Raw genomic sequence first — 6072 nt, 5'->3', positions numbered from 1 at the left:
TCTGGGCACGTTGGCGTGGACGCAGAAGGTCTATCACTCGGGGCTCGAGGAGCGGGGCGGGGCGGTGGTCAACGTGGCCTCGATCGCGGGCCTGGCGCCCTCGCCGGGGATCGGGTGGTACGGCGCCACCAAGGCGCTGGTGATGCGACTGACGCAGGAACTGGCGGTGGAGGTCGGCCCGGCGGTCCGCGTCAACGCCGTCGCGCCGGGCGTGGTCAAGACCCGCTTCGCCGAGGCGCTCTACTCCGGCCGCGAGGAGCAGATGTCCGCCGCGTTGCCCGCGGGCCGGCTGGGGGTCCCCGACGACATCGCCGGCCCCGTGTCGTTCCTGCTCTCCGACGACGCCCACTGGATCACCGGGCAGACGATCGTCGTGGACGGCGGGGCGCACATCGTCGGCGCGGGATTGCAGGGCTGACATGGCCTCGATACAGGAGTTCTGTGCCTCGACGGGCCGCTCGCTCGAGGCGAGCCCCCCGATGGCGGTCGCGGCGCAACCGTTGACCTGGGTGGACAACGCGCCGTGGCAGCGGATCGAGTCGCCGGAGCCGTCGGCCGTGATCTACGTCGACCCGGGAGCGCACCGCGACGGGTTCTCGCCCAACGCCGTGGCCACCTGTGCCCGCGTCGCGCCCGCCATGTCCACCGACGACGCGGTGACGATGATCGTGGCCACCGCGGAGGTGCTCGCCGACTGGACACTGCTGGAGGAGGTCGCGGGAGAGGGCGACGAGGACGCCGGCGCGGTGCGCAGCGTCTACCGCTTCGTCCGCGGGACCTACACCGCCGAGCCCGGCGAGATGGCCACCTCGAGCCTGATCGTGGGATGGAGCGACGACGAGGCGACCTACGTCTTCCAGTTCGTCGTGACCGGGTGGCGCGAGGACGCGGGTCTGCACGACTCGGCGATGGACTGCCTGATGATCGGCGAGTGGACGGCCGGACAGATCGTCGGCGCCATGCGGGGTTGACGGCCTCCGGCGGACGCGGCGGGCCCCGCTAGGGTGGGCGGGTCAGGAGTCGGGTGGACAGGAAGGCGGGACCGCCGGTGCAGCTTCGCGAGTTGAGCGTGACGGGGGCGTGGGAGATCACCCCCCGCCGGATCTCCGATGACCGCGGGGTCTTCCACGAGGCGTTCACCGACGCGGCCTTCCGCCGCCTGACAGGGCACCGCTTCGACCTCGCGCAGGTCAACGTGTCGGTCTCGGGCGAGGGGGTCCTGCGCGGCCTGCACTACGCCGAGGTGCCGCCCGGCCAGGCGAAGTACGTGATGTGCCCGTCCGGCACGGTGTTCGACGTGGTGGTGGACGTGCGGGTGGGGTCGCCGACCTTCGGGGAGTGGTCCGGGGTCATCCTCGACTCGGAGGACCAGCGTGCGGTGTACGTCCCCGAGGGCGTGGCGCACGGATTCCTCTCCCTCGAGCCGCAGTCCACGGTGATGTACCTGTGCTCGGAGGGCTGGCGACCGGGCGCCGAGCACGGGGTGGACGCCTTCGATCCCCACCTCGCCGTCGACTGGCCCTCCGTGGCGCTCGACGGCACCCCGATCACGCACGTGATGAGCGGAAAGGACCGAGACGCGCCGAGTCTGCTCGACGCCGCGGCCGCCGGGCGCCTGCCGCGGTGGGAGGACTGTGAGGCGCACGTGGAACGTCTGCGGGAGGCCACCGCGCGGGTGGACGAGGAGTGGCGCCCGAACGCGGATTGACATACCCTAGGGGGTATCGAACGACGCCCTGTCGGGTCGAGAATCCCCGTGAAGGAGGACGCCATGTGTTATCCGGTCACCTGTTCCATCTGCGGCAAGACCACCTGGGACGGCTGCGGTCAGCACGTCGACCAGGTCAAGGCGGCCGTGCCCGTCGAGAAGTGGTGCGACGGGGAGCACCCGGCCGCGGCCCGGTAGTCCCGGCGAGGCGGCCCAGGGGTGCCGCGGTCCCGACCTCCATCGGGGGCGTCGGTCCCCACTCCCGCGCCACGGACCCGTCCGGCGGGGTAGAACCGGGTGACACGCACTCGTCGTCCCTCCCGGAGGCCCCAGTGAGCACCCCGTACGTCCTCGTCGAGCGCAGCGGCCCGATCGCGCGCGTGACCCTCGACCGGCCCGATCGCCGCAACCCCCTGTCGTTGCGGATGATGCGCGAGGCCACTGCCGCCATCCGCGACCTCGGTGACGACCCGTCGTGCGGCGTGGTGGTGGTGACGGGGTCGGGCCCGGCGATGTCCGCCGGGCACGAGATCGGCGAGATGATCAACCGCACCCTGGACGAGGAGCGCGAGGTGTTCGACACCTGCGTCGAGCTCATGGAGTCGATCCAGGCCATCCGCCAGCCCGTGATCGCGGAGGTGCAGGGCCACGCCATCGCCGCCGGGTGTCAGCTCGTGGCGACCTGCGACCTCGCCGTGGCCGTCGACACCGCGAGGTTCGGCACCCCGGGCGTGAGGATCGGCCTGTTCTGCTCGACCCCCATGGTGGCGGTCTCGCGGAACATCGGCCGCAAACGCGCGCTCCAGATGCTCCTGACCGGCGAGACGATCGACGCCGCCACCGCGGTCGAGTGGGGCCTGGTCAACGCCGCGGTACCCGCAGACCGGCTCCGGGCCCGTGTGGACGAGCTCGCCACCCGGATCGCCGTCGCCAGCCCGCTCACGCTGGAGATCGGGAAGCAGGCCTTCTACCGCCAGATCGATCTACCCCAGGACGAGGCGTACCGCGAGATGGCCGAGACGATGGCCACCAACGCGATGACATGCGACGCCCAGGAGGGCATGTCCGCGTTCCTGGACAAGCGCACCCCGCAGTGGCGTGGGGAGTGAGGCGGAGGGGTGAGCAGACGCCGGGCAGGCGCGTCCGGCGACTCGCGGTCGCCGGGATCGGTGCGATGACCTCGTGGATCGTGGGTGTGACTGCGCCCTACTAGGATCTGCGGCATGGCGATCCGGGTGATGACGGTCTGTACCGGCAACATGTGTCGGTCACCGCTGGCCGAGCGCCTGCTCGCCGCGCGCGCCGCCCGAGCGGGTCTCGACGTGGTGGTGGAGTCCGCCGGGACGAGGGCGGTCAACGGCGTGGAGATCCACCCCGAGACCCGCCGGGTGCTCGAGGCGTATGGCGGGAGCGCGGAGGGTTTCGGCGCCCGGCTCCTGTCGCCACGAGTGCTCGGGGGTCACGATCTGGTCCTCACCGCCACGCGCGCCCACCGCGACGCCGTCCAGGAGATGGCGCCGCTGCTGTGGAAGAGGACCTACACGTTGCTGGAGGCGGCCCATCTGGCCGACACGGACCGGGCTCTGACGCTCCGGGGCCTGTCGCGGGCCCGCCTCGGCGTGGACACCGACGATCCGGCGTGGGACATCGAGGACCCGATCGGCCGCCAGCCGGAGGTCTTCGACCGGACGGGGACGCAGATCAGCCACGCGGTCGACTCGATCGTCGATCTCCTGGGCCGCCGGGGGTGATGCCCGGTCAGGGGTCCAGGGGTTTACGCCTGTCCAGATCCCGAAGGAAATCAGGGTCGTCGTCCGGGGCGATCACGCGAGGCGGGGCCGGCCGTGAACCGGGCCCGAAGGCCCGCCACAGCAGAATCGCCACGGTCACCACTCCGATGAGTGCGAACAGCCAGATCACTCGAACCTCCTTTCCACCACGATACGTATCCTGGGGGTCATGAGCGAGCGAGACGAGTCAGCAATCCCGGCACAGGCGCCCGCCGGAACCAGTCCCGGCGCCCGCCTGGCCCGCAACATGATGTTCTACACGGTGTTGAGGCTGCTGATGGTCGTCGCACTGACCCTGATCGTCATCGGTATCGGCCGTCTCGCGGGCGTCGACGTGCCGGTCCTCGTCGCGGCGATCATCTCGGTGGTCATCGCGCTCCCGCTGTCGATGGTCCTGTTCACGCGCCTGCGCGCGGAGATCAACTCCGACATCTCGGCTGTGGACGCCAACCGTCGCGTCAAGCGGGACGACCTGCGACGTCGGATGGACGAGGCCTGAGCCCTACCGGGCCGACCCGAGTCGATGGACCGGCAGCCGTTCAGATCCGGACCGGCAGCCGTTCAGCTGACCGGAGCGGGCAGAGAGGGGAGCCACTCCGAGCCGAATGACCCGTTCGGGTCATGTGACCCCATCCATCCGAACGGCGGCCACCCGGAAGCCTGAGGCGGCGGGGGAGCGGCCGCGTCGGTTTCGGTCTCGGTCGGCACCGCGGTCGGCGCCGGCTCGTCGGATCCGGTGGTGGGTTGGCCGACCTGGTTCGCGGCCGTCGTCTCACCGGCGCCCGGGGTCGTGGTCTCGGTGTCCCCGGGTCCGGTGGGTGGGCTGGTGGGCGGGGTGGTCGGCGGCGTCGTCCCCTCGGGCGGGGTCGTCGGCCCATCCGGTGTGGTCTCCTCGGTGGGCTCGCCCGGACCGCTCTCGGTCGGCTCGTCCGGTTCCGTGGTGGGGTCGTCGTCGTCGAACCACGGATCCTGCCCACCGGCGTCCGTCCGCGGCTGGGCGGGAGTCCACTGGGTGGCCGTGGTGCCCGTCTCGGGCTGGCGGGGCGGTGCGTGGGTGCCCGTCTCGTCGTCGGCGACGTACAGCGCCCCCGGTGCGGGTTGCACACCGATGTAGTACCGGCTCAGGCAGTGGTCGGTGACACTCTGCGTGCCGTCGGTGAACACCGTCATTCCCGGTGTGCCGCCGTCGGCCTCGGTGGCGCACCGGGCGATGAAGCGGCCGGGCGGGGTGTCACGCTCGCTCGATTCGGCCGCGGAGGTGAGGTCGGTCGCAGAGGCGGATCGCGGGGCTTCGGAGAGAACCTGCGGTTCCGGCTGTGCGCACGACGCGGCTACCAGCGCGATCGCGCCGGCGGTCAGGAGCACCCGAGTTCGCATAACGATAGTGTCTCAGTTCTGTCAAAGGATGGCTACCGGTCGGGGCTGTGCGTCACGTCATCATCGGTCAGATCTCGGCCACCTGTCTCCGTACCGCCCCGATCGAGGCCAGGCAGGCGGCGAGAACCGCGGCCGCGACCCCGCCGACCCCCACGGTGATCAGATCGCTCACCGGCGGTGCGATGTTACCGGTGTTCTCGGATCCCACCATCGCGACCGCGCCGAGTCGGCCGAACGCCGTGCCGATGAGCACTCCGAGAGTCGAGGCGCTCGCCGCCACCAGTGCCGTCTCCAGGACGAGCATCCGCCAGACGCCGGCCCGGGTGACGCCCACGCCGCGGAGGAGGCCGATCTCGCGCGTCCGTTCCCGGATCGACAGCGTGAGCGTGTTGACCACCCCCACCAGGGCCAGCACCACCGCCACCGCGAGCAGCAGTGCACTGGACGTCAGGACGGTCCGGACGGATCCCGCGACCTGGTCCCGCGAGGCGAAGGTCTCGGTGACCGCCAGCGAGGGGTCGGCCTCCACGACCGCCGACCGCACCCGGTCGAGCGCCGTCTCGAGTCGCTCGCCTTCCAACCCGTCCTCCATCCGGAGCCACTGCTCGGTGCGGGGCACGAACTCCCGGGGCACCTCCAGGTCCTCCGGCCAGGGCGCTCCGTCCGGCGACCGCGGCAGGGGCCAGTCGGGCACACTGCCCGGGGCGGCGAGGGCCCACTGATCGCTGGTGCGACGGACCACCAGGTCCCGCGTGTCGTCGTCGGTGAAGAACCGGAACCGGACGGTGTCCCCGTCACCTGCGCCCGCGGCCACAGGAGAGGACTCGGGCAGGACGATCTCGCCAGGGCCGGGAAGTGTGATCTCCCGGCGCATCACCTGCGCCACCCCGGCCGGGTCGGCCACGCGCAGGACCGTCCTTCTGCCCTCGTCGTCGCGGGCGTACATGTCGACGACGACGAGGGACTCCGCGACCCCGTCCATGCCCGCGAGTCGCTCGGGCAGCGCGCCGGGCAGGATCCCGTCGGGTGAGGTGACGGCGACGTCCAACGGGACGCGGTCGACCAGCCGCGACTCGATGGCGGGCCCCAGCAGGGCGATCCCGGTGACCATGGTCGAGGTGAGCGTCACCCCGACCAGTACGGCGGCCGAGGTGGCGGCCGTGCGGCGTGGGCTGCGCGCGGTGTTGCGGGCAGCGA

General features: G+C 71.6%; 10 protein-coding genes. 7 read left to right on the top strand and 3 right to left on the bottom strand.

What is annotated here, in order from left to right; genetic code table 11:
* The 6 genes from G6019_RS10540 to G6019_RS10520 all read left to right on the top strand — a co-directional run.
* On the top strand, positions 1 to 418 hold a 418-nt coding region (locus G6019_RS10540; protein ID WP_182627555.1), incomplete at its 5' end, for an SDR family oxidoreductase.
* A gap of 1 nt (position 419) precedes the next feature.
* Positions 420 to 971, top strand: coding sequence for an LpqN/LpqT family lipoprotein (locus G6019_RS10535; protein ID WP_107757150.1), 552 nt, complete (start codon positions 420 to 422; stop codon positions 969 to 971).
* A gap of 77 nt (positions 972 to 1048) precedes the next feature.
* Entirely contained in the window at positions 1049 to 1708 is a 660-nt protein-coding gene (rfbC, locus tag G6019_RS10530; protein WP_107758190.1) for a dTDP-4-dehydrorhamnose 3,5-epimerase, read from the top strand.
* 63 nt (positions 1709 to 1771) lie between these two features.
* Positions 1772 to 1906, top strand: coding sequence for a hypothetical protein (locus G6019_RS17610; protein WP_255412654.1), 135 nt, complete (start codon positions 1772 to 1774; stop codon positions 1904 to 1906).
* A gap of 134 nt (positions 1907 to 2040) precedes the next feature.
* Positions 2041 to 2817: an enoyl-CoA hydratase gene (locus tag G6019_RS10525; protein WP_182612905.1), complete on the top strand. Its 777-nt coding sequence runs from the start codon at positions 2041 to 2043 to the stop codon at positions 2815 to 2817.
* 114 nt (positions 2818 to 2931) lie between these two features.
* Positions 2932 to 3459, top strand: a complete 528-nt coding sequence (locus G6019_RS10520; RefSeq protein ID WP_107757148.1) for an arsenate reductase/protein-tyrosine-phosphatase family protein — start codon at positions 2932 to 2934, stop codon at positions 3457 to 3459.
* A gap of 7 nt (positions 3460 to 3466) precedes the next feature.
* Here the strand turns inward: G6019_RS10520 and G6019_RS10515 are convergent, their stop codons facing one another.
* Positions 3467 to 3628 carry a hypothetical protein gene (locus G6019_RS10515; RefSeq protein WP_167457827.1) on the bottom strand — a complete coding sequence of 54 codons (162 nt, stop codon included), beginning with the start codon at positions 3626 to 3628 and terminating at the stop codon, positions 3467 to 3469.
* 39 nt (positions 3629 to 3667) lie between these two features.
* On the opposite strand from G6019_RS10515, the gene G6019_RS10510 reads away from it, so the two are divergent.
* Entirely contained in the window at positions 3668 to 3997 is a 330-nt protein-coding gene (locus G6019_RS10510; RefSeq protein ID WP_107757147.1) for a DUF4229 domain-containing protein, read from the top strand.
* Positions 3998 to 4059: 62 nt separating this feature from the next.
* Here G6019_RS10510 and G6019_RS10505 read toward each other — a convergent pair whose 3' ends face one another.
* Together G6019_RS10505 and G6019_RS10500 are read right to left on the bottom strand one after the other, a co-directional pair.
* Positions 4060 to 4875, bottom strand: a complete 816-nt coding sequence (locus G6019_RS10505; RefSeq protein WP_182612904.1) for a hypothetical protein — start codon at positions 4873 to 4875, stop codon at positions 4060 to 4062.
* Between the two features lie 67 nt (positions 4876 to 4942).
* Positions 4943 to 6072 (bottom strand): ABC transporter permease (locus G6019_RS10500; protein WP_182627553.1); only part of this gene is annotated, 1130 nt, incomplete at its 5' end.

Source organism: Dietzia sp. DQ12-76, assembly GCF_014145045.1.
Lineage (GTDB): Bacteria > Actinomycetota > Actinomycetes > Mycobacteriales > Mycobacteriaceae > Dietzia.
This window is presented reverse-complemented; position numbering and strand designations above follow the sequence as displayed.

Bases quoted from the DNA above. Each gene is read 5' to 3' on its own strand.
- G6019_RS10520 (WP_107757148.1), top strand. From the start codon at position 2,932: ATGGCGATCCGGGTGATGACGGTCTGTACCGGCAACATGTGTCGGTCA.
- G6019_RS10535 (WP_107757150.1), top strand. From the start codon at position 420: ATGGCCTCGATACAGGAGTTCTGTGCCTCGACGGGCCGCTCGCTCGAG.
- G6019_RS10505 (WP_182612904.1), bottom strand. From the start codon at position 4,875: ATGCGAACTCGGGTGCTCCTGACCGCCGGCGCGATCGCGCTGGTAGCC.
- G6019_RS10510 (WP_107757147.1), top strand. From the start codon at position 3,668: ATGAGCGAGCGAGACGAGTCAGCAATCCCGGCACAGGCGCCCGCCGGA.
- G6019_RS17610 (WP_255412654.1), top strand. From the start codon at position 1,772: ATGTGTTATCCGGTCACCTGTTCCATCTGCGGCAAGACCACCTGGGAC.